The organism is Xanthomonas nasturtii (assembly GCF_023337365.3).
Classification (GTDB): Bacteria; Pseudomonadota; Gammaproteobacteria; order Xanthomonadales; family Xanthomonadaceae; genus Xanthomonas; species Xanthomonas nasturtii.
The window spans coordinates 338,211-359,177 of record NZ_CP142084.2 but is presented as its reverse complement, the minus strand read 5'-3'; the positions used below and the strand labels follow the sequence as shown (position 1 = coordinate 359,177).

At 67.5% G+C, this 20,967-nt stretch carries 16 protein-coding genes and 2 pseudogenes; 16 read left to right on the top strand and 2 right to left on the bottom strand.

From position 1 onward, the window contains the following. Positions 1-91 precede the first annotated feature (91 nt). From M3O59_RS01520 to gvpU, 5 genes are all read left to right on the top strand, one after another. On the top strand, positions 92-1,687 hold the full coding sequence (locus M3O59_RS01520; protein WP_116905108.1) for an adenosine deaminase family protein: 1,596 nt from the start codon (positions 92-94) through the stop codon (positions 1,685-1,687). A gap of 87 nt (positions 1,688-1,774) precedes the next feature. After that, on the top strand, positions 1,775-2,959 hold the full coding sequence (locus tag M3O59_RS01515; RefSeq protein ID WP_116905109.1) for a nucleoside hydrolase: 1,185 nt from the start codon (positions 1,775-1,777) through the stop codon (positions 2,957-2,959). A 125-nt stretch (positions 2,960-3,084) separates the two neighbouring features. Next, entirely contained in the window at positions 3,085-4,545 is a 1,461-nt protein-coding gene (locus tag M3O59_RS01510) for an AtzE family amidohydrolase (RefSeq protein ID WP_116905110.1), read from the top strand. After that, on the top strand, positions 4,545-6,125 hold the full coding sequence (locus M3O59_RS01505) for a gamma-glutamyltransferase family protein (protein WP_249046602.1): 1,581 nt from the start codon (positions 4,545-4,547) through the stop codon (positions 6,123-6,125). The genes M3O59_RS01510 and M3O59_RS01505 overlap by 1 nt, the downstream gene beginning before the upstream one ends. Before the next feature lie 228 nt (positions 6,126-6,353). After that, the gene (gene gvpU / locus M3O59_RS01500) at positions 6,354-6,812 is read left to right on the top strand and encodes a gas vesicle accessory protein GvpU (protein ID WP_064631772.1); all 459 of its coding nucleotides are present in this window, start codon (positions 6,354-6,356) and stop codon (positions 6,810-6,812) included. A gap of 300 nt (positions 6,813-7,112) precedes the next feature. Here the strand turns inward: gvpU and M3O59_RS01495 are convergent. Both M3O59_RS01495 and M3O59_RS01490 read right to left on the bottom strand, forming a co-directional pair. Further along, positions 7,113-7,337 (bottom strand): annotated as a pseudogene (locus M3O59_RS01495) (alpha/beta hydrolase family protein); the annotation flags it as partial. A 159-nt stretch (positions 7,338-7,496) separates the two neighbouring features. Continuing rightward, positions 7,497-7,691 (bottom strand): annotated as a pseudogene (locus M3O59_RS01490) (MFS transporter); the annotation flags it as partial. Positions 7,692-7,735: 44 nt separating this feature from the next. On the opposite strand from M3O59_RS01490, the gene M3O59_RS01485 reads away from it, so the two are divergent. From M3O59_RS01485 to hrpB, 11 genes are all read left to right on the top strand, one after another. Beyond that, positions 7,736-8,188 (top strand): hypothetical protein, encoded by a 453-nt coding sequence (locus M3O59_RS01485; RefSeq protein WP_249046855.1) that lies wholly within the window; start codon positions 7,736-7,738, stop codon positions 8,186-8,188. A gap of 148 nt (positions 8,189-8,336) precedes the next feature. Continuing rightward, positions 8,337-10,370, top strand: coding sequence for a TonB-dependent receptor (locus tag M3O59_RS01480; protein WP_064631766.1), 2,034 nt, complete (start codon positions 8,337-8,339; stop codon positions 10,368-10,370). A 217-nt stretch (positions 10,371-10,587) separates the two neighbouring features. Continuing rightward, entirely contained in the window at positions 10,588-11,874 is a 1,287-nt protein-coding gene (locus tag M3O59_RS01475; RefSeq protein WP_116905113.1) for an allantoate amidohydrolase, read from the top strand. Beyond that, positions 11,864-13,120 (top strand): pyridoxal-phosphate-dependent aminotransferase family protein, encoded by a 1,257-nt coding sequence (locus M3O59_RS01470; protein WP_116905114.1) that lies wholly within the window; start codon positions 11,864-11,866, stop codon positions 13,118-13,120. The genes M3O59_RS01475 and M3O59_RS01470 overlap by 11 nt, the downstream gene beginning before the upstream one ends. Next, the gene (puuE, locus tag M3O59_RS01465; protein ID WP_116905115.1) at positions 13,117-14,007 is read left to right on the top strand and encodes an allantoinase PuuE; all 891 of its coding nucleotides are present in this window, start codon (positions 13,117-13,119) and stop codon (positions 14,005-14,007) included. The genes M3O59_RS01470 and puuE overlap by 4 nt, the downstream gene beginning before the upstream one ends. Next, positions 14,004-14,399 (top strand): oxalurate catabolism protein HpxZ, encoded by a 396-nt coding sequence (gene hpxZ, locus M3O59_RS01460; RefSeq protein ID WP_116905116.1) that lies wholly within the window; start codon positions 14,004-14,006, stop codon positions 14,397-14,399. The genes puuE and hpxZ overlap by 4 nt, the downstream gene beginning before the upstream one ends. Further along, positions 14,396-14,887 carry a 2-oxo-4-hydroxy-4-carboxy-5-ureidoimidazoline decarboxylase gene (gene uraD / locus M3O59_RS01455; protein WP_116905117.1) on the top strand — a complete coding sequence of 164 codons (492 nt, stop codon included), beginning with the start codon at positions 14,396-14,398 and terminating at the stop codon, positions 14,885-14,887. Before hpxZ ends, uraD begins: the two co-directional genes overlap by 4 nt. Then, positions 14,884-16,305: an FAD-dependent urate hydroxylase HpyO gene (hpyO, locus tag M3O59_RS01450; protein WP_116905118.1), complete on the top strand. Its 1,422-nt coding sequence runs from the start codon at positions 14,884-14,886 to the stop codon at positions 16,303-16,305. Before uraD ends, hpyO begins: the two co-directional genes overlap by 4 nt. After that, entirely contained in the window at positions 16,275-16,634 is a 360-nt protein-coding gene (gene uraH / locus M3O59_RS01445; protein WP_116905119.1) for a hydroxyisourate hydrolase, read from the top strand. Before hpyO ends, uraH begins: the two co-directional genes overlap by 31 nt. A 103-nt stretch (positions 16,635-16,737) precedes the next feature. Continuing rightward, entirely contained in the window at positions 16,738-17,211 is a 474-nt protein-coding gene (locus M3O59_RS01440) for a YehS family protein (RefSeq protein WP_064631752.1), read from the top strand. An 884-nt stretch (positions 17,212-18,095) separates the two neighbouring features. Then, positions 18,096-20,597 carry an ATP-dependent helicase HrpB gene (gene hrpB, locus M3O59_RS01435; RefSeq protein WP_116905120.1) on the top strand — a complete coding sequence of 834 codons (2,502 nt, stop codon included), beginning with the start codon at positions 18,096-18,098 and terminating at the stop codon, positions 20,595-20,597. Positions 20,598-20,967 lie beyond the last annotated feature (370 nt).

The following is a 20,967-nucleotide window of genomic DNA, read 5'->3' as shown; positions in this document are numbered from 1 at the left end:
TCATCGGCTGGCCGCGCGGCGTGCTGGCAGGCAAGCTACACCATCACCGGCGCTTGTACGCCGCCACCGCACTTTTGACCGAGCTTTCCGCATGCCCCTTCTTCACCGCTGCCTGATCCTGAGCATGTGCGTCGTGTTGCCTGCCATCGCGCAGGCCCGCCCGGCATCCACAGCTGCGCAGCAACGCGAGCAACAGGTGGCGCACTTGTTCCGTGAGGCTGCCGGGCAACCTGCGCAATTACGCACCTGGCTGCAGGCCATGCCGAAAGGTGGCGATCTACACAACCACCTCTCCGGCTCGGTGTATGCGGAGGAGTATCTGCAGTGGGCCAGCGACGATGGCGCCTGCGTGCAGCTGGACGACCTGAGCCTGCGCGCGCCACCGTGCGGTGCCGGCCAGGAACCGGCAAGCGGCCTGGCAGCACGCAACGCTGCGCTGTACGGCCGGGTGGTGGATTCGCTGTCGATGCGCAAGTTCCTGCCCAGCCCGGCGCAACCCACCGGCCACGGTCAGTTCTTCAGCACGTTCGGCAAGTTCGATGCCGTGGTGCGTGCCCGCGTTGCCGACACTGTGGCCGCAGTACTGGACCAGGCTGCGCGCGACCGCGTGCCGTATGTGGAAATCATCGCCAACCCGCCGCAGATGGATCAGGCCGCAACGCGCATGCAGGCATTGCCCTGGAAGGGCGAGGACGACGCGGCCAATCTGCGCGCCTTGCAGGCCGACTTGCCGCCGCTGGTGCTGGCCGCGCAACACGCGCTTGCCGACACCGACGCCCAGGTGCGCCGTGTGCTGCGTTGCGACCAGGCCGACGCGCGCCCGGGCTGCTCGGTCGTTTACCGCTATGTACCCTACGTGTTGCGTGTGCTGCCGCAGCCGATGGTGTTCGGGCAGATGGCATTGGCGCATGCGTTGATTGCTGCCGGCGGCAGCCGCGCGGTGGCACTGAACATCGTCGCGCCGGAAGACAACCCGGTGGCGCTGGCCGATTACGCGCGGCATATGGCGATGTTCCGCTTCTTCGCAACGCGCTACCCCGGTGTGCCGCTGTCGCTGCATGCCGGCGAGCTGGCGCTGGGGCTGGTGCCGCCGGTGCAGCTGCGCTCGCATATTCGCCAGGCCGTGGATGCAGGTGCACGCCGCATCGGCCATGGCGTGGATCTGCCCTATGAAGACGATGCGGATGCACTGCTGCAACGCATGCGGCGCGAACAGGTTGCGGTGGAGATCAATCTCACCAGCAACGATGTGATCCTGGGCGTCAAGGGCGCCACGCATCCGCTGGCGCTGTATCTGCGTGCCGGCGTGCCGGTGGTGTTGTCCACCGACGATGCCGGCGTCTCGCGTGCGGACATGACCCACGAATACCAGCGCGCGATGCAGGAACAAGGCATCGATTACCCCACGCTCAAGCAGCTGGCCCGCAATGGTCTGACTTACAGTTTTTTGCCGGGCACCAGCTTGTGGAGCGCCAACGGTAAAGCTGCGCACGCCTGCGCCACTGCACTGCAACGCGACACCGATGACGCCGCATGCCAGGCGTTTCGCCAAGGCAGCGAGAAGGCACGGCTGCAATGGCAGCTGGAATCCGACCTGGCGCAGTACGAACGCATGCTGTTGGCGCAACAACACGCTGGCGCATGCCAGGTGAGAGCGCGCTCGCGCGCGATGAAGCGTTACCGGTAACGCCATCCGCGCGCAAGCGCGCTCCTGCACAGGCAACGTCCCGCTCCTCTCCGCTGCAATGCACTCAACCCTTACGACCAACGCGCAATGACTTCACCACATACCGCCCCTTCCAAACGCCGCGTCATTCTTGAAGACGATATCGACGGCTTCACGCCTGCGCAGCTGCTGCTGTTGCAATCGCCCGACGTCGAGGTGCTGGGCATCAGCGCGGTGAGCGGCAACATCTGGCGCGACGAAGTGCTGGCGCACACCTGCCGCCTGCTGGAGCTGGCCGGCCATCCGCAGATTCCGGTGCTGCCCGGCCCGGTGCATCCGCTGCTCAACAGCGAGCTGGCCACCGAACGCTGGGAAGCGCTGTACGGCAAGCTGGTCTGGAAAGGTGCGTGGACCAAGCATTGGGTGGAGGGCGACACCGTGCAAAGCGCGCCGCGCTATCACGCGCACGATGTGGTGCCGGATCTGGCACTGGGCAATCCCAGCGTGGTGCGCGCCTCCGACGAGCCGGCCGCGTTGTTCATGCTGCGCATGGTGCGCCAATACCCGGGCGAGGTGAGCATCATTGCCACCGGCCCGTTGACCAATCTGGCGCTGGCGCACTCGCTGGACCCGGCCTTCGCCACCCTGGCGCGCGAGCTGGTCTACATGGGCGGCAGCCTCAACCCGCGGCAGCAGCGCGACAGCCTGAGCGCTCGGCAATTCGCGCGCGAATTCGTCAACTCGCCGCGGCGCGAATTCAATCTGCGCTGGGACCCGGAAGCGGCCAGCATCGTCATGCGCGCACCGTGGCGCCAGATCACCATGGTGCCGGTGGACCCCTCCACCGCCACCGAGCTCACGCCTGGGTTGCTGGCGCGCATGAGTGCGGCCGACACCACCATTGGCCACGCACTGCGCCGCCGCGAGCCGGGCTTTCCGATGTGGGACGAACTGGCCACGGCCGTATGGCTGCGCCCGGCGTTGGCGACGCACACCGAAACGCTCTACGTCGACACCAACACCGCTTTCGATGCCGGGTATGGCGATAGTTTGTCGTGGGCGCCGGGGTACCAGCCCGGGCTGGGCGAACAGGCGCAGACGGTGGTGCGTGCGGTGGATATGCAGGCATTCGAGCAGTTATTGATCGACCGCCTCACTGCGCCGCAGCCGCCGGCAGTCGGGTTGCCGCTCCCCCTTCTCCCACCGGGAGAAGGTGCCCGAAGGGCGGATGAGGGTACGCCAGCCCAGAAAGATGGGATGCCAGTCGAGTATGAAAACGAGCCAGCTAAATGAGCAACTGACACACCACCAACGCGCGGGGCACCCTCACCCCAATCCCTCTCCCGCTGGAGAGGGGCGTGAATCACACCACCTGCCCGCACCCGAACACCCGCAGCTCCAGCAACCCAAGGTGACCCATGCAACTCCCAGCGCAGTGGCAGGCCGGCGTCGATCGCAATACCGAAGTGCTGCGAGGCCATGCCCAGCTGCTGGCCACCTTCAACCCGCCCCCCGCGGCGGCGCGTGACGGCAGCGGCCCACGCGGCCAGATCGCGTCCATCGTCAGCAGCACGCGCCGCCAGCCCACGCTGGCCGCGCGGCTGGCCACCCTGACGCTGACGCGCATCAACCAGGCCAACGACAGCCTGGGCGCCATCACCCGCCTGCTGCCGGCGCGCGCCGCCGCCGATGCCGCGCGCGTGCAGGCCGCGCTGGCCGGTGGCAGCGACGGCGGCGCATTGGCTGGCGTGCCGTTCGTGGTCAAGGATCTGTTCGACGTCGCCGGGCAGGTCACCACCGCCGGTGCTGCGGTTCGTGCCCACTGCCCGCTTGCTGCGCGCGATGCGGCCGTGGTGCAACGGCTCAGCGATGCCGGCGCGGTGCTGGTCGGCACTGCCAACATGGACGAATTCGCCTACGGCTTTGCCACCGTCAACGCGCACTACGGCACCACCGCCAACCCGCATGACCACCAGCATCTGGCCGGCGGCTCGTCGGGCGGCTCGGCCGCGGCAGTGGCCGCCGGGCTGGTGCCGTTCGCGCTCGGCTCGGACACCAATGGCTCCATCCGCGTGCCGGCCGCGCTCTGCGGTGTCTACGGCCTGCGCCCGACGCATGGCGCGTTGCCGCTGGATGGCGTGTTTCCGTTTGTGGATGCATTGGATGTGGTCGGCCCGTTCGCAACCTCGGTGGCCGATCTGCGCGTTGTTTATGAGGTGATGCGCGCACACGCGCTGCCCTCGGCCACTCCCGGCAAGTTGCGCATCGCACGCCTGGGCGGCTGGTTTCAACGCAACCTGGATCCAGACCTCGATGCCGGGCTGGCGGCAGTGCTGGCCGCCTGCAACAGCACTGCCTCGATCGAACTGCCGGAGGCCGAGTGCGCGCGCGCAGCCGCCTTCGTCCTCACCGCTGCCGAAGGCGGACATCGGCACCGCAACGCACTGGCCACGCACGCCGCGCAGTTCGACCCCGCCACGCGCGACCGCCTGCTCGCCGGCCTGCAGCTGCCCGCCAGCGCCGTGGCCGACGCACACCGCTTCGCCCGCTGGTTTGCCGGCGCCATGCACGCGCTATGGGACGATGTGGATGTGCTCATCGCGCCGGCCACCCCGTGCGTGGCACCGCGTATCGACCAGGACACCATCCAGATCGACGGCCTGCCGGTCTCGGCACGCGCCAATCTGGGCATCTTCACCCAACCGCTGGGGCTGGCCGCCTGCCCGGTGCTGGCCGCACCGTTGCCGCGTCCCGGGCGGCTGCCGCTCGGCGTGCAGCTGATTGCCGCGCCCGGCCGCGAAGACCGCCTGTTTACGCTCGCCGCGCAACTCGAACGCGACGGCCTGCTCGCCTTCAGCCCGCCGCCGGAGACACGCTGATGCTGCAGACCCTGCGCGCGCGCCGCGGCATGGTGGTGGCCCCGCATCACCTCGCGGCGCAGGCCGGGCGCGATGTGTTGCGCGACGGCGGCAATGCCATCGAAGCCGCCGTGGCCACCGCCGCCTGCCTGGCGGTGGTGTACCCGCACATGACCGGCATCGGCGGCGATGGCTTCTGGCTCATCCACGAACCCGATGGCCGCGTGCACGCCATCGATGCCTGCGGCCGCGCTGCACAGGCGGCAACGCTGGATTTCTATCGGGGCCACGGCAGCATCCCGTGGCGCGGCCCCGGCGCGGCCAATACCGTGGCCGGCACCGTCTCCGGCTGGGCGCTGGCCCTGCACCACGCGGGCGGCACCTTGCCGCTGCAACGCCTGTTGCAAGAGGCCATCCACCACGCCAGCGACGGCGTGCCGGTGACCTTGGGCGGTGCCCGGATCGCTGCCAGCAAGAGCGCCGAACTGCGCGTGCAACCCGGCGCCTACGCCAGCATCTTCGAACACCACGGCGCGCCCCTGCACGAAGGCGCGCTGCTGCAGCAACCGCAGCTCGCACACACCCTGCAGCGGTTGGCCGACCACGGCCTGGAGAGTTTCTATCGCGGCGCCCTCGCCGACGACATCGCCGCCGACCTGCAGGCGCTCGGCAGCCCGCTGCATGCAGACGACCTGGCCGCACACACCGCCGACGCCAGCGTGCCGCTCTCGGTCGCCATTCACGGCGCGCGGCTTTATAACCACGCACCGCCCACGCAAGGGCTGGCCTCGCTGCTGATCCTTGCCTTGTTCGACCGCCTGCATGCCGAACACCCCGACAGCTACGCGCACTTGCACGGCCTGATCGAAGCAACCAAACAGGCCTTCCTGATCCGCGACGCGCAGGTCGGCGACCCGGCCTGGATGACACTGAACGCACAAGCCCTGCTCGACGATAGCGACGCACTCGATGCGCTCGCCGCGCGCATCGACATGACCACTGCACTGCCCTGGCCGCAGCCCTCGCAAGCCGGCGACACCGTGTGGTTCGGCGCCATCGACGCGCACGGGCGCGCAGTCAGCTGCATCCAGTCGACCTATTTCGAATTCGGCTCCGGCCTGGTGCTGCCGCGCACCGGCATCACCTGGCAAAACCGCGGCTGCAGCTTCCGCCTTGCCGCCGACGGCTGGAACGCACTCGCCCCCGGGCGCAAACCCTTCCACACCCTCAACCCCGCACTGGCCACCTTCGACGACGGCCGCGTCATGGCCTACGGCACCATGGGCGGCGAAGGCCAACCACAGACCCAGGCCGCCCTGTTCTCCCGCTACGCCCGCTTCGGCATGCCGCTGCAACAGGCGATCACCGCACCGCGCTGGCTGCTCGGCCGCACCTGGGGCGAAGACAGCACCTCGTTGAAGCTGGAAGACCGCTTCGATCCGGCAGTGGTGCAAGCACTACGCCACGCCGGGCATGCGGTGGAAGTGCTGCCCGCTTACACCTCGGTGATGGGCCATGCCGGTGCATTGGTACGCGAGGCGGATGGCGTACTCAGTGGGGCAAGCGATCCGCGCTCGGATGGTGCGGTTTCGGCTTGGTGATCACCGCGGTTCTTTCGCGACTGCAGCAACGCCTCAGCCCGCCCGAGCGATGGCGCGCGCATCAGGGTAAAAGCGTTCACACATCGCAAGACCGTCTTTCGGAAAGGTCCTAGCGAACCCAACCGCGGCAACTTCGGCACGGCATATGCCATGCTTGCGCACGCCATGCGGGACATCCGCATTAGCGTTACTTCTGACGCGTCGTTGGATCCACTCAGGGAGAGCAACATGACAGAGCAAGAGCAACATCAACCAAGCCTGGAAGACGTCAAGCTGGCGTTCGATGGCCAGAGCGTGGACTGGTATCTCCAGAAGCTGGTCGGCATTGCCAACTTTTCGAATGCGCAGTTCGGCATCACGCTGTTTGTCGAAGGCATCGTCATTTCTGGCCAGCTGGTCAGCGGCAAACAGTATTTCGAGGCGTTTGCGCAGGAATTTTCTGCTGCATGCCCCGGCGACGCCGAAGAAAAAGAAGATATCCGTCGCGCATTTGCCAGCCACGCCAGCATCTACGACACCGAGGACGATGCGCAGCAAAGCAGCACGCCTCCGCAGTTCATCCACCTGATCGATGCGCGTTGCTTCTCACCCGGCGGCCAGCCGCTGCCCAGCAACCGTGGCGTGCTGTGGCGTGGCAAGGTCAATGCTGTTTCCGGCTTCACCCTGGGATCGTTGTCGGCTGATTGAGCCCGGCAAGCTCCGCCCTGGTGTGAGGTGCGCGTCATCTCACACTGGTCAACGCGCTGGCACAGCGGAGGCTGAACCTGGCCTCCGATCGCACCGTGCGCAACTCCGATGGCCAGCAGGATGCCGATACGTGCATAGCCTGTTTGCGTGATGCGTGCATAGCGATGTGGCCGCCAATGCCGCCACTCCCCAGACGGGGCCGGAGTGCGCTTTACCCGACAGCATCTGCCTGCAAAGAACGCTCCCACTCTGCGCTGATGCCAACGCCCGTTTCACCAAGACGCGGCATCAGCACAGGACTTACTGCTTGGGCTTGTTGCCCGCATCGCGCGGCGGCGCGTTTTTCACGTAGCGGTCGAACCACTCCAGCATCTCGGCCACCACGTCTTCGTTGGATTCGCGGGCGGTGTACCAGTGCGGCTCGAACGGCAGCAGCACCAGCCGTGCGGTGCCGCCGTTGCCGCGGATCGCCTGGAACAGGCGGGGTGCCTGGGTGGTTTCGGTCCCGGGGTTGGCGTCGTCCATGCGGCCCGGCTGTGTGCCCTCAGCACTGATGAAACGCCCGCTGGTCGTGCCGGCCCATTACCGCCGTGGCAGAGCCATAAGGCGGCGGACGCATTCTCACTGTCGGTTCGGCGCTGGGATTCATCCCGGCGCCCTTCAGTGCCTATTACTCGGCCACCGAATCGCCAGCATCGCGCGCGCAACGTAGCGGCGCTTCAACAGGCTGACGATGCTGCTGCGCTGGCCGGCGTTCTGTGCCGGCATCGACGGCAGGCTGCGCCACTGCCAGGCAATGGTCAGCACAACCAGCGGCAGCATGCCCCAGAACACCCCGCGCCAGCCGATGCTTGCGCCCAGGTAGCTGCCCAGCGGCGCAACGATCCAGAGCGAACGTGCATCACACTTGTTATAGTGTAACGATGATACGTACCCGCTCCGCCCGCCTGCTGCGCAGCCTCGCCATCCTGGCGGCGTTGCTGTTGGTGTTGTCGCAGGTATTGAGTCACCTGTCGCGCTCGCAGCGGCACAATCAAGCGCCCGAGCTTGCGACCACCGCACCAGTAAGTGCACGTGTGCAGCCAAGCGGTGCAGCCGCCGGCCTGCCGTTCGCACACAGCGCCAATGCAGGTGGCGACGCATCGACGGAACGCGGCAGCGACCACTCCGCGCCTGCAGATGAGGGAACCGCGTCCACTTGCGAGGCGTGTCAGCCCGCCGAGCGCGTGCTGCTCGTGCTGCTGGTGGCAGCGCTCATCCTGCTGCCCGCAATGCGCTCCAGTGTGCGCGGCCGGCCAGCGCTAGCGGGCCTGTCAGCCAGCAGCCAACGCGAAGCGCATCCGCCACGCGGGCCACCGCTGGCGGCCATTGGCTAACCGCTTCGCATCAGCGCTCGATCACCTGCATCGCGCCAGTCTTCGCGGGCACTGACCACGCCCGGCCAGCCCTGGCCGCCGCGGCAGCACGCCACGCGCTCACGCTTTTTACTGTCGCGGCCTGCACAAGGCCGCACGGAGTTTCGTCATGCACACGCTTCACCGTCTCACCGCCGCGTTGGCGGTCGCCCTCGTCTGCGTGCAGACCGCATCCGCCGCCGACGCCCCCAGCGACGATTCGGTTCTCACCCTGGGCAAGGTGCAGGCCACGGCCGTCTCCAATGGCACGCTCGCCGCGCACAGCGTGTTCTCGTCGGTGGACGTGCTGGGCGCCGACCTGCTGCAAAACCAGAAGGTGGATTTCAGCTGGGAGCTGTTCGCGCGCGCACCCGGCGTGCAGGTCACCCAGTTCAAGGTCGGCACCGAAGCCGGGCGGTTTTCGTTCCGCGGCTTCAATGCCGAAGGCCGCGTCAACGCGGTCAAGCTGCTGATCGACGGGGTGCCCGGCAACGACAATCTCGGCGGCATGCCGTATATGGACATGATTTCGCCGCTGGACATCGAAGCGATCGAAATCGTGCGCGGCACCAACGACCCGCGCTACGGGCTCAACGCAATTGCCGGCGACGTCAATGTGGTCACCCGCAGCGGTGGCAACGACGGCACGCTCAGCCTCACCGCCGGCAGCTTCGGCACCTACGACGTGCAGGCAGCCAAAGGTTTCGAGCAAGGCGGCTGGAGCCAGAATTATTTTGTCGGCTGGCGCAGTTCGGAGGGCTATCGCGACCATGCGCTGGCGATCAAGCGCAACTTCGCCGCCAAGTGGCTGTACACCGACCCGGACGCCCGCTGGCGCGCGGGACTGAGTACGCGCTTCTATCACGCCACCGCGCAGGAGGCCGGCTTTCTCACCTTCCAGCAGGCGCAGCAGGCGCCGCGCAGCTCGCCGGCATTTTCCAATACCGATCAGAGCGAGCGTCAGCTGATCCAGACCGTGCTGCATGCCGACGGCACGCTGCGCGAGGACTGGAGCTGGACCGCCAAGACCTACGTCAACCGCTACCAGAACGAGCGCTTCGTGCGCTTTGTCGAACGCAACCCGCAGCAGGAGCGCGTGACCAACGAAACCCACCACGGCGTGATCGCCAGCACCACCTGGCGGCCGGAGCTGGTGGGCTTCAGCGAATTCGCGCTGGAAGCCGGCGTGGATGCGCAGTGGCAAGACAACGTGTCGCAACGCTATCGCACCGTCGAACGCGAGCGTGTGCGCCCATTGCGCGATTGGGATTACAGCCTGGATACGCGCGGCGCCTATGTGCAGGTGGTGATGCGCCCGACCGAGCGGCTGAAGCTGGTGCCGGCGTATCGCATCGACCAGGTGCGCGGCAGCTTTCTGGATGCGCTCAGCGGCGCGCGGTTTTCGACCTACGATTTCGGCAGCATCCTGCAACCCAAGTTCAGCGCCGCCTACAGCCTGAGCGATCGCGCCACCGCGTACGCCAACTGGGGCCGCACCTGGCAGATCGGCGGCGGCAACGGCGCCTACCGCACCCAGGCACGCAATCTGCGGCCTTCGATCAATGACGGCTGGGAGAGCGGCCTGAAATTCCAGCCCTGGTCCTGGGCCGATGCGCGCCTGGCCTACTGGGAACAGCGCGCGTCGGGCGAGGTGGCGCGCGTGATCGGCGTCAACGGCGCGGTGGCGGTGGATGAGGTCAGCAATGTCGGCCGCACCCTGCGCCGCGGCTGGGACGCACAACTCAACCTGCAGCCGAGCGAACACTGGCGCGCATGGCTGGCCTACTCGCGGCAGAAGGCACAGATCGTGGTAGCCGACCCCAGCGCACCGGACACGCGCGGCAAAGAGGTGGAAAACGTGCCCAACTGGCTGCTCACAGGCGGCGTGGACTACCAGGCCAGCGACCATCTCAAGTTCAGCCTGTGGGGCAACGGGCAGGGCGACTACTACATCGACCGCGCCAACACGCTGGGGCGGTACGGCGGCTATGTCATCGCAAATGTCAGCGCCACCTGGCAGGTGAACCCGCGTAACGAGGTCTCGCTGCAACTCAAGAACGTCACCGACAAGCTGTACGTGTATGGCTTTTTCGACAGCGGCATCTCCGGCTTCACCCCAGCCGATGGTCGCGGCGTGTACGCCAGCTGGAACGTGTCGTTCTGACACCGGCCAATGGGGGGCGTCGCCGGCAGCGATCCGCCGGCGCCTCCAACGCAGTCGGCAGGCGCCAGCATTGCACTGCGTTGCATTTTTTGCAGCGCAAACCCGCGAAAAAATTCTTTGATGGCGACAGGGCTGGCTCCCTATAGTCGAAGCGTCACCTCTCCCGCCTGCTCCCGGACTGCTGCCGAAGGCTCCGCGGGCCGCCTTGGTCCTGTCGATGCCCGCTGCCCCGCCCTTCCGCCAAGCTACCGCCAACCCCACCGCTCCCGGCGGTGCGCGGGCAGTAGCACGCTGCGACGCCCTGGGCGTTGCGCCTTATAGCGACAGCGACACCGGGTTGTTCCGCGGTTGGCTCAGCCCTGCCCATCGCGCCACGGTGCAACAGGTCAGCACCTGGATGGCAGCGGCCGGCATGCAGGTGCGGATCGATCCGCTCGGCAGCCTGGTCGGCCACTACGCCGGTACGCAGCCAGATGCGCCCGCACTGCTGATCGGCAGCCACCTGGACAGCGTGCGCGATGCCGGCCGCTACGATGGCCCGCTCGGCATCCTGCTGGGCATCGAATGCGTGGCAGCTTTACATGCACAGGGACGACGCCTGCCGTTCCCTATCGAGGTCATCGCCTTCGGCGACGAAGAAGGCTCGCGCTTTCCTGCCTCGATGTTCTGCAGCCGCGCAGTCGCCGGCGCGCTCGACCCCGCCACGCTGCACGTCACCGATGCAGCAGGCATCGATGTCGCAGCCGCGTTGGCGAACTGGGACCTGGATATCGCGCAGATCCAGCACGCCGCACGCGCCCCGGGCAGCGTGCTGGCGTATCTGGAAACCCATATCGAACAAGGCCCGGTACTGGAAGCCGAAGGCCTGCCCGTTGGCATCGTCAGCGCGATTGCCGCGCAGCGCCGCTTTGCGCTGCGCTTCGACGGCCGTGCCGGGCACGCCGGCACCACCACCATGACGCTGCGCCGCGACGCATTGAGCGCCGCCGCCGAGGCGCTGCTGGCCATCGAACGCATCGCGCGCGCGCTCAGCAGCGACCTGGTCGCCACCGTCGGCAAACTGCAGGTCGCACCGGGCGCCACCAACGTGGTGCCAGGCCGTGTGGACTGCACGCTGGATGTGCGCGCCGGCAGCGATGCAACCCGCGATGCGGCCGTGCGCGAAATCGAACACGCGCTCGCGCAGATCGGCACGCAGCGCGGTATCGCCATCGCCATCGAGCCGCTACAGACACTGGCCGCCTGCCCCTGCGCCCCGGCCCTGATCACGCGCCTGGAACATGCAGTTGCCGCGCAGGGCGTCGCACCGCGGCAACTGGTCTCCGGTGCCGGCCACGACGCCATGGTGATGGCATCGCTGTGCCCCACCGCGATGCTGTTCGTGCGCTGCGCCAGCGGCATCAGCCATCATCCGGACGAACATGTCGACCCGGACGATGCCGAGCTCGCACTGGCGGTCATGCGCCACTTCATCGAACACCTGGGAGATTCCCTTGTCACCTGATTTGCGCCACCTGCATACCTTCGGCGAACTCGATCCCCCGCAGCGCCTGTTGATGGGCCCGGGCCCGGTCAATGCGCATCCGCGCGTGCTGCGCGCGATGGCGGCCGATCTGCTGGGCCAGTTCGACCCGGAAATGACCACCTACATGAACGAGGTGATGGCACTTTATCGGCCGTTGTTCGGCACCGAAAACCGCTGGACGTTTCTGGTCGATGGCACCGCGCGTGCCGGTATCGAAGCGGCGCTGGTCTCGCTGGTGAGCCCGGGCGAGCGCGTGCTGGTGCTCAACTTCGGCCGCTTCGGCTTGTTGCTCACCGAAATCCTGGGCCGGCTCGGCGCCGAGGTGCACACCGTGGAGGCGCCGTGGGGCGAAGTGCTGCCACTGAGCGCCATTGCCGAGGCGATCGAACGCGTGGCGCCAAAACTGGTGGCTACCGTGCACGGCGACACATCCACCACCATGGCGCAGCCGCTCGACGGCGTCGGCGCACTCTGCCGCGCGGCCGGCGCACTGAGTTATGTGGACGCCACCGCCACCATCGGCGGCATGCCCATCGCCAGCGACCGCTGGGAGATGGACGTGGTCACCGGCGGCTTGCAGAAGTGTCTGGGCGGGCCGTCCGGCTCGGCCCCGATCACCGTGTCCGAGCGTGCGGCCGAGGCGATCTTCGCGCGCCGCCATGTCGAACGCGGCATCGTGCGCGCCGACATCCTCAACGGCAGCGGCCCGCGTATCGCCTCCAATTATTTCGATCTGGCGATGATCATGGATTACTGGTCGGACAAGCGCCTCAACCACCATACCGAAGCCACCACCATGCTGTACGGCGCGCGCGAATGCGCACGCGTTGCCCTGCAGGAAGGCCTGGACGCCCGCTTCGCACGCCACGCAGCGGCAGGGCGCGCAGTGAGTTCCGGCATCCGCGCACTGGGGCTGGAGGTGTTCGGCGACGATGCGCACCGCATGACCAACGTCACCGGCGTGGTGATTCCGCCCGGCATCGACAGCGATGCGGTGCGCCGCCGCATGCGCGAAGATTTCGAGATCGAGATCGGTACGGCGTTCGGGCCACTACAGGGCAGGATCTGGCGCATCGGCGCGATGGGCTACAACGCGATGAAGCACAAGGTGCTGATCACCCTGGCCGCGCTGGAAGCGGTGCTGCGCGCCGAAGGCTATGCCTGCACACAAGGCCTGGCGGTGGAAGCGGCACTGGCCGCCTGGCACGCGGGCCCGCAGGCATGAACGCGGCGCGCGACCTGGTCGGCTATGGCGCCACGCCGCCTGCGGTGCAGTGGCCGGGCGGCGCGCGCATCGCGGTGCAATTCGTCATCAATTACGAAGAAGGCGCGGAAAACTGCGTGCTCAACGGCGATGCCGGTTCCGAGGCGTTTCTGTCGGAAATGGTCGGTGCGCAAGCGCAACCCGGCGCACGCGCCATGGCGATGGAAAGCCTGTACGAATACGGCAGCCGCGCCGGTTTCTGGCGGCTGCACCGGCTGTTCACCACGCGCAACGTACCGGTGACGGTGTTCGGTGTGGCGCAGGCGTTGGCAGCCAATCCCGACGCGGTCGCCGCGATGCAGGCGGCCAGCTGGGAAATCGCCAGCCATGGCCTGCGCTGGATCGACTATCAACAGGTGGATGAAGCCACCGAGCGTGCGCACATCGCCCAGGCCATCGCCGTGCATACGCGCGTCACCGGCAGCCGCCCGCTGGGCTGGTACCAGGGCCGCACCAGCCCCAACACCGCGCGCCTGGTTGCCGAAGAAGGCGGCTTCATCTACGACGCCGACAGCTATGCAGACGATGTGCCGTACTACGACAACCGCCACGGCCGCGCGCAGTTGATCGTGCCTTACACGCTGGATGCCAACGACATGAAATTCGTCGCCTACAATGGCTTTGCCGATGGCGAACCGTTCTTCCGCTATCTGTGCGACAGCTTCGAACAATTGCGCAGCGAAGGCGGGCGCATGCTGTCAGTTGGCCTGCACGGGCGCATCGTCGGCAAGCCGGCGCGCGCGGCAGCCCTGGCGCGTTTTGTCGACCATGTGCTGGCCAGTGGCGATGCCTGGATTGCGCGCCGCATCGATATTGCGCGCCATTGGCTGCAGGTGCACCCGGCATGAGCATTGCAGCTTCCGATATCGACCTGCCCGAGGTGATCGCGCAAGTGACTGCCGCCTTCCATGCCTACGAAGCAGCGCTGATGCGCAACGACATCGCCGCGATGGACGCGCTGTTTCATGCAGCGCCCAGCACCGTGCGTTACGGCGTGGGCGAGGTGTTGTACGGCATCGAGGCGATTCGCGCATTTCGCATCGGCCGCGGTGGCTCGCCGCAACGCCAGCTTGCGCATGTGGACGTCCATGGCTTCGGCCGCGACTTCGCCACCACGCATGCAGAATTCATCCGTGAAGGCAGCAGCGCGCGTGGGCGGCAAAGCCAGAGCTGGGCGCGCTTTGCCGACGGCTGGAAAGTGGTGGCCGCACATGTCTCGCTACAAGGCACGCACGCATGAGCGTGGGCGACGACCGCATGCTGGACGATGCCGCCTTCGTGGCGCGCTACCGGGAGCTGTTCGAGCACTCGCCGTGGGTGGTGGAGCGTGCAGTGCGGCGGCGGCCGTTCGAGGATGTGCATCGCGGCCTGATGCAGGTTGTCCAAGACGCATCGCCGGACGATCAGGTCGCACTCATCCGTGCGCACCCCGAGCTGGCCGGCAAGGCGGCCATCGACCGCACGCTCACGGCCGCATCGGCCGCAGAGCAGGCCTCGGCCGGGCTGGACCGGCTCAGCGAAGACGAATTCAAGCGCTTCCACGCGCTCAATCAGGCCTATCGCCACCGTTTCGGATTTCCGTTCGTGATCTGCGTGCGGCTGCACGACAAGGCCGGCATTCTGGCCGCACTGGAGCGGCGGCTGGACGCATCGCGCAACGCAGAGATCGCCACCGCCATCGCCGAAATCGGCAAGATCGTTCACCTGCGCCTGGAGGCACTGCCATGAGCCTGGCCCAACTCGAACGCGCGCTCGCCCGCGACCTGCAATGCCTGGCCCATGGCGGCGATGCCTGGGTACAACCGCGCGTACATCCGGCCGGGCAGGTCTTTGATGTGGTGATTGTCGGCGCCGGCCAGAGCGGGCTGGGTGCAGCGTTCGCGCTGCAACGCGAGCGCGTGCACAACGTGCTGGTCATCGACGAAAACCCGGCAGGGCAGGAAGGCCCGTGGGTGACCTATGCGCGCATGCAGACCTTGCGCACGCCCAAGCACATCACCTCGATCGACCTGGGCGTGCCATCGCTCACCTTCCGCGCCTGGTGGGAAGCCCAGCACGGCAGCGCCGCATGGGACGCGCTGGACAAGATTCCGCGCGGCTGCTGGATGGACTATCTGCGCTGGTATCGCGCAGCGCTGCGCTTGCCGGTGCGCAACGCCACCCAGCTGGTGCGCGTTGAGCCGGAGGTGGCGCCGGGCATCCATCGCCTGCATCTGGCGATGGGCGCACCGCTGCTGACGCGCAAACTGATCCTGGCCACCGGCATCCAGGGCGGCGGCCAGTGGGTGGTGCCCGACTGGATCAGCCGCGCCCTGCCCGCACAGCGCTACGCGCACAGCTCCAGCCACATCGATTTCGCCGCACTGGCAGGCAAGCGCGTGGGCATCCTGGGCGGCGGTGCCTCGGCCTTCGACAATGCCTGTTTTGCGCTGGAACAAGGCGTCGCCAGCGCGGAAGTGTTCGTGCGCCGCAGCGAATTACCGCGCATCAACCCGTTCCGCCACATGGAACAGGCCGGCATCATTCCGCGCTTTCTCACCCTCCCAGATGCGGACAAGTACCGCATGATGGCGAGCTTCTTCGCGCACAACCAACCGCCCACCAACGACACCTTCCAACGTGCCTGCGCGCACGCCGGCTTCGCCCTGCATCTGGGCGCGCCGTGGCTGGAGGTGGCCGAGCGCGATGGCGAAATTGTGGTGCGCACGCCGCAGGGCGAACACCGCTTCGATTTTCTGGCGGTGGCCACTGGCCTGGTCACCGACCCGCAGCTGCGCCCCGAGCTGGCCGCATTGTCCGGGCGTATCGCCTGCTGGAGCGACCGCTACCAACCACCGCCAGGCCAGGCCAACCCGGTGCTGGACGCGCACCCCTACCTGGGGCCGGGTTTCGAACTGCTGCCACGCACGCCCGGCGACGCAGCGCTGCTGCATGGGCTGTTCGCCTTCAACTACTCGGCGCTGATCAACCACGGCCCCTCGGCTGCGGCGTTGTCCGGGCTCAAGGTCGCCCTGCCACGGCTGGCCCGCGCGGTCGCCGACCAGCTGTTTCTGGACGACCGCCAGGCCATCGTCGAGACCTATCTGGCCTACGACCAACCCGAGTTCGTCGGCCAATGGCCGCAACCCACCCAGGCGGTGGCATGAGCACGCTGTCCACGCATGTGCTGGACACCGCCAGCGGCCGCCCCGCTTCCGGCGTGCCGCTGCGCCTGTTCGCAGGCGACAGCTTGCACTTCGACGGTGTCACCAACCAGGACGGGCGCTGCCCGGAACTGGCCGCACTCACGCTGCCGCCCGGCCGCTATCGGCTGGAGTTCGAGGTCGCCGGCTATTGGCGCACAGCCGGCGTCGCCCTGACCGACCCGCCGTTCCTGGAGCAGGTGCCCATCGCTTTCGGCATCGCCAACGACGGCCACTACCACGTGCCGCTGCTGCTCTCGCCGTACGGGTATTCCACTTATCGCGGCAGCTGAGCGACTTCAGGTCCGCAACGGACAGGGTCGGCATATGCCGCGTTGCGCATCGGCCCCGTAGAATGACGCCTTTCCGGCGACAGGCCGGGGCACCGGAACGGTCATGATCCACAACGATGTACTGCGTAGCATCCGCTACATGCTCGACCTCAGCGACGACAAGGTGGTGGACATCGCCCACCTGGCCGACCCCGAGTTCGCGCTCGACAAGCCGCAGGTACAGGCCTGGCTGAAGAAGGAAGACGAGCCCGGTTTCGAGCCCTGCACCGATGCGATGCTGGCGCGTTTTCTCGACGGCCTGGTGCTGCGCTTCCGCGGCCGCGACGAGACCCAGCCGGCACGCCCGCTGGAAACGCGCGTCGGCAACAACCTGGTGTTGAAGAAGCTGCGCGTGGCTTTCGAATTGAAGGACGTCGACATGCACGCCATCTTCGCCAGCGCCGGCTTCCCCCTGTCCAAGCCGGAACTCTCCGCACTGTTCCGCCAGCCCGGGCACAAGAATTTCCGTCCCTGCGGCGACCAGCTGCTGCGCGCCTTCCTCAAGGGCCTGACCGCCCGCATGCGCGAAGCCGGTTGAAGTGTGGATGTTGAGATCGGCCTGACGCAGCCGGTCTGACGACACCGCGACGCGATGTCGTCGTTCTTCAACAGAGCCACCAGCAAACTCCCTGGTGCGGCGATTCCGTTCTTCAACGAAGTCGCGCGAAACATTCTGGCGCGGCGCCCTCACCGAGTCGCGGGCCCGTTGGCGGCATGGACGCCACCCTCGAGCCCCATGGATGAGTTCCCAGTGCGTCCCGCGAGCGGTGAGGCATCGCGCACTCGACGTCTTTGCGTGTGCTGCAAGGCCCTTGCCCGTCCACCATCGCAGGACACGCCGTGAATCCGTCCCCGGAGGCTCTGGCGCGGCATCCGTGCCGCTCAAGGTCCCGCGACGGTGAGCGGGCAAGGACCAGTAAGTTGGTCGGTGCGCACAGTCTTCAACAAGCGATTAGCTAACTGGCGACGCGGTGTCTTTGCTCTTCAACAAACCACCAGCAAACTGTCTGGTGCTGTGTCCTCGCCGATTGCGGGACCGTTGGCGGCATGGATGCCGCCAACGAGCCCCCATGGACGGGTTAACGGCGTGTCCCGCGAGCGGTGAGGGCACCGCGCCCTCGACCAATCGGGCTTTTGACTGCATCTAATTTTGCCTGCATCTAGAAGATGCTACGACTCGCATCCCGATTACTTTGAAGTGTCGGACAGTGCAGTAAATCAATTACAGAGCTTTAGCGCACGCGTTGGCGGCAGGGCCCTCGCCCGCCTACCACTGCACCGGCGACCTGTAGTGCATCTGCTTGACGTAACCGCACCGGTCCGCTGGCTGCGCCCTATCGCACGTCACACAGTCTCGCGTTGCCACCCGGCCGTACCGCACGTCGTCGCCGCAGCCTGCCGCACCCCGTATCCTTCCCGCGCATGACCGACCCCGCTTTTCCGATCTCTCCGTTGTTGCCGCAGATTCGCGACAGTCTTGCCGCCCATCCGCGGCTGGTGCTGGAAGCGCCGCCCGGCGCCGGCAAGACCACCCAGGTGCCGTTGGCGCTGCTGGATGCGCCGTGGTTGGCAGGCCGCAAGATCGTGATGCTCGAACCGCGCCGTGTGGCCGCCCGCAGCGCAGCGACGTTCATGGCGCGCCAGCTCGGCGAACCGGTCGGCGAGACGGTGGGCTACCGCATCCGCTTCGAGAACAAGACCTCCGCGCGCACCCGTATCGAAGTGGTCACCGAGGGCATCCTGACCCGGCTGATCCAGGACGACCCGATGCTGGAAAGCATCGGTGCGCTGTTGTTCGACGAATTCCACGAACGCCATCTGGCCGGCGACCTCGGCCTGGCGCTGGCGCTGGACGTGCAGGCCCAGGTACGCGAGGACCTGCGCATCGTGGCGATGTCGGCCACCCTGGATGGCGAGCGGCTGGCCGGCTTTCTGGAGGCGCCGCGCCTGAGCAGCGCCGGGCGCAGCTTCCCGGTGGAAGTGACGCACTTTGCCGCACGCCGCGACGAAGCGCTGGAACCGCAGACGCGGCGCGCCGTGGAGCACGCGCTGTCCACCCACCCCGGCGATGTGCTGGTGTTCCTGCCTGGCCAGCGCGAGATCGCACGCGTGCATGCCGCGCTGCAGGAAGCCCTGGACCCGGCCGTGCAGGTGCTGCCGCTGCATGGCGAGCTGTCGGTGGAGGCGCAAAGCCAAGTGCTGCAGCCCGACCCGCAGGGACGCCGGCGCGTGGTGCTGGCCACCAATGTCGCCGAATCGTCGGTGACCTTGCCCGGCGTGCGCGTGGTGATCGACAGCGGCCTGGCGCGCGAGCCGCACTACGACCCCAACAGCGGCTTTTCGCGGCTGGACGTAGCCACCATCGCGCAGGCCTCGGCCGACCAACGCGCCGGCCGCGCCGGGCGTGTGGCCAGTGGCTGGGCCTACCGGTTGTGGCCGCAATCGCAGCGGCTGGAGCCGCAGCGCCGCGCCGAAATCACCCAGGTGGAACTGGCCGGACTGGCGCTGGAACTGGCCGCCTGGGGCAGCGCTGCGCTGCGCTTTGTCGATGCGCCACCGAGCGGTGCGCTGGCCGCTGCGCACGAGCTGCTGCAGCGGCTGGGCGCGCTCACCGCGAGCGGCAGCATCACCGCACTCGGCCGGCGCATGCTCGCGCTGGGCACGCATCCGCGTCTGGCCGCGATGCTGGCGCAAGCTGGCGATGCGCCGCGTGTGGCGCTGGCCTGCGACCTGGCCGCGTTGCTGGAAGCACGCGACCCGCTGCGTCAGGGCGGCGACGGACTGGCCGCGCGTTGGCGCGCGCTGGCGGCATTTCGGCAGGGCCGCAGCGCCGCCGATGCCAATCGCGGTGGCCTGGCCGCGATCGACAGCGCCGCCAGACAATGGCGCCGCCGCTTGCGTTGCGACAGCGCCCCACCCGCCAGCGTGGAAGCGCACGCGCTCGGCGACCTGCTTTCGCACGCCTTCCCCGACCGCATCGCCGCACGCCACCCGGCCGACCCGCTGCGTTACCTGCTCGCCAACGGCCGCAGCGCGCGCCTGTTCGACCACAGCGATCTACGCGGCGAACCATGGCTGGTCGCCAGCGAACTACGCTACGAAGCCAAGGATGCGTTGCTGCTGCGCGTCGCACCGGTGGACGAAGGCTATCTGCGCCGCAGCGTGCCCGAGCGCTTCGTGCAGCAGGACGTAGTGCAGTGGGACGCGGACAAGCGCGCCCTGGTCGCGCGCCGGCAATCCAGTTTCGACCGCATCGTGCTCGACAGTCGCCCGGCCGGCCGCGTCGACCCCGCGCATGCGGCCGGCGCGCTCACCGAGGCGGTCCGTCAACTCGGTCTGGACGCCTTGCCATGGACTGACAACCTGCAGCAGTGGCGCGCACGCGTGCAGTCGCTGCGCGTGTGGATGCCGGAGCTCGCCTTGCCCGATCTTTCCGACAGCACGCTGCTGGACACGCTGGACAGCTGGCTACGCCCGGCCTTCGCCGGCAAGACCCGCCTGGACGCGCTGGACGAAGCCAGCCTGGGCGAGGCGCTCAAGGCCGCGCTCCCGTGGGAGCGCCGCCAGGCCATCGACCGCCACGCGCCCACCCGCATCAGCGTGCCCTCCGGCATGGAGCGGCAGATCAGCTACGCCCTCGACCATGCCGGCCAACCGTTGCCGCCGGTGCTGGCGGTCAAATTGCAGGAACTGTTCGGCCTGACCGAAACCCCGCGCATTGCCGATGGCCGCATCCCGTTGACCTTGCATCTGCTCTCGCCGGGCGGGCGCCCGTTGCAGGTGACCCAAGACCTGAAGAGCTTCTGGGCCAATACCTATCCGGATGTCAAAAAAGAGATGAAGGGGCGGTATCCGCGGCATCCGTGGCCGGACGATCCGTGGACCGCAGCGGCAACGCACAGAGCAAAACCACGTGGCACGTAATAGCTCCTTCTTCCTGCGAGGCGAGAAGGCACGGCTGGCGGCGCCACGGGCGCGCGTGCCTTGGAGCGCCTGCGCCGCAAGCGCGGGTCGTGGCGCGAAGCGGGGGTTGGAGTGAGGGTATGGGCGAAGCCATCGCGTTGTTCAACCACACCAGGCTTCGCACGCACCCTCATCCGCCCTGCGGGCACCTGCTCCCGACGGAAGAAGGAAGCGCAGCACGTGCCCTTCGGATCCGTTTTCATCGCTACCACCTACTCGCGTGCCCCAACGCAGCGTGGCACTACTTAACCGTCAGCCAAACAGCCCCCGAACCCGCTAACACCGTCTATACGCACCAACCCACAGACTGCGCACCACGTACTGAGAAAGG